General features: G+C 74.2%; 2 protein-coding genes and 1 pseudogene. 2 read left to right on the forward strand and 1 reads right to left on the reverse strand.

The features are described 5' to 3' along the window. Window positions 1-39: 39 nt before the first annotated feature. Window positions 40-531 carry a YwqJ-related putative deaminase gene (locus ACYVE9_RS23740; protein WP_461029934.1) on the reverse strand — a complete coding sequence of 164 codons (492 nt, stop codon included), beginning with the start codon at window positions 529-531 and terminating at the stop codon, window positions 40-42. Between the two features lie 319 nt (window positions 532-850). Between ACYVE9_RS23740 and ACYVE9_RS23745 the strand changes: the two genes are divergently transcribed. Further along, entirely contained in the window at window positions 851-1825 is a 975-nt protein-coding gene (locus ACYVE9_RS23745; protein ID WP_461029935.1) for an SMI1/KNR4 family protein, read from the forward strand. Window positions 1826-1830: 5 nt separating this feature from the next. After that, window positions 1831-2247: pseudogene (locus ACYVE9_RS23750) on the forward strand (SUKH-4 family immunity protein); the annotation flags it as partial.

Here is a 2247-nt window from a genome sequence, read left to right on the forward strand (position 1 = left end):
TGCGCAGGGCCGCCTCGACGGCGGCGGGGAAGCGGGCGGTCATCGGGCGGCGGCTGGGTCGACGGGACGCACGCCGAAGTGGGCGAGCAGCGCGGTGCACGAGCGGCAGGGCGGGGCGTAGGTGCCGTGCAGGGGGTCGCCGTCCTCCCGGAGGCGGCGGGTGGTGATCTTGGCGTGCTTCAGGGCCCGGCGGGCGTCCCCGCCGGTGAGGGGCTTTCGGGACGCGCGTTTGGAGCGGCCGGCCTCGGCGGCGGTGAGGTGCCGGGAGATGAGCACGGCCTCGGGGCAGCGGCCGGTGTGCCGCTCGCGGTGGTCGGTGGTGAGCGTGTCGAGGAAGTCCTGTACCAGCGGGTGCAGCTCGGGCGGCTGCTCGGACTTGCCCGCGGTGCAGGTCAGCGTGGTGCCGCGGACGGAGAGGGCGGCTGCCACGGTCGGCAGGATGCCGTCGCGGCGGTGGTACGGCAGCGGCGCGCTGCCGTCGGCGGCGAGCCAGTTCACGCGGGGGTCTCCCGAGTGCTGAGCGGTGTGCATGGTGGTGCTTCCTCCCCGTACATCCCCCGGTGTGCGAGATCAGACTTTGCCAAACTTTGCAGGCGTTGTGGAAGTCCGGCCGGACGTGGGTCATGTCCCAGTGTCGTCCAGGTGTCGTCACGAGGACGCCGCGGTGACGCGTCCCGGGCGGCTCCGGACCAGTCCGGGCACAGGGCCGGGAGCTGCCGCGGCGCCGGGTCCGGCCGCCCCCCGGGCGGGGCGGCGGGGGCCTTGAGAGGTGCGGTACCGGGCCGGGTGGGGTGGGGCTGGTCTCGCTTAGGCTGTGCGGAACAGCCAGATGCACCCAGGGAGCACCGTCATGACTACAGGTCGGCTCGGGCAGCAAGCCGCGCCGCCGAACACGGCCTACGCCGGGCAGGTCGTGCACTTCCCGGACCCGGTCCGGGCGGCTCGCTACCCGGGTGGGCTGCGGATGGACGGCAGCGGATTTCCGGACTTCTCGCCGTACGCGCGGGCCGCGGCGGAGATCGCCGAGCCCCCGGAGGGCTTCGGCGTGGACGAGCTGCGGTTGACGGACCACGTGTCGGCGAACGCCGCCCTGCACGCGTCCGGGCACGAGCTGTGGGCGGAGCTGTCGCCGGTCGCGACGCCGCACGGCTGGACGTGGCACCACGTGCCCGGCGGCCGGCGGCTGGAGCTGGTGCCAGTTGAGGTGAAGGCGCTGCTGCGGCACCACGGCGGGTTGGCGACGGCGGCGGTGGAGCACGACAAGTGCGGCACCCGGCCCCTTCAGGAGCCGCGTCCGGCGCACTTCGAGGTGCCGCACGGGCCGGCGGTCGCCGAGGAGCAGGTGCTGCACGTGGAGGAGGCGCTGGGCTACCGGCTGCCCGGCGCGTACCGGACGTTCCTCAAGGCGGCGGGCGGGTGCGCCCCGGTCGGCGCGGCCCTGGACGCGGAGTTGGGCCTGCTGGTGGACCAGCCGTTCTTCGCCGTGCGGGACGAGCCGGCGGTCAACGACCTCGTGTACGTGAACAAGTGCCTGCGTGACCACCTGACGAAGGACTACCTGGGGGTCGGCTTCGTGCAGGGCGGTCTGCTCGCGGTCCGGGTGCGCGGCGCGGACACCGGTTCGGTGTGGTTCTGCGCGTACGACGACGCCCGGGACCGTGACGGTCTCGGGGTGGAGGAGCGCATGGCGGAGCTGCTGAGGCCGTGCGGTGCCGACTTCGACGACTTCCTGCTGCGGCTCGCGGGCAACCCGCCGGAGCTGGAGACCGTGGCCGGTCTGATGGTGGACGGCGGCTTCGCGCGCGCCGTCCCGGTGGAGGGGTGACGGCGATGGTGACGTTCGCACAGGCACAGGAGCGGGCCGAGCGCTGGATCAACGGCGGGGTGCCGGCTTACCAGCACCGGGAGGTGCGGGTACGCGAGTTCGACCTCGGTTTTGTGGCGTGGGCGGAGGACCGCCCGGACGGACCGACGTCGGACGGCGGCCGGACCCGGCTGGTGATCGCCAGGGACAGCGGCGAGTCGACACTGTGGCCGGGCCTGCCGGTCGGTGAGGTGATCCGCCGGTACGAGGAGGAGTACACGGTCGCGGCGCCGACGGACGCCCCGCCCGCGCCGCCGCAGTCGGTGGACCTGGAGGTGACGTCGTTCCTGCTGACGCCGCCGGAGTGGTTGCAGGAGGCGGCCGACCGGATGGGCGTGCCGGACAACCGCCGCTCCCCCGCCACGACCGCCGGGGGCGGGACG

Source organism: Streptomyces sparsus (assembly GCF_054776295.1).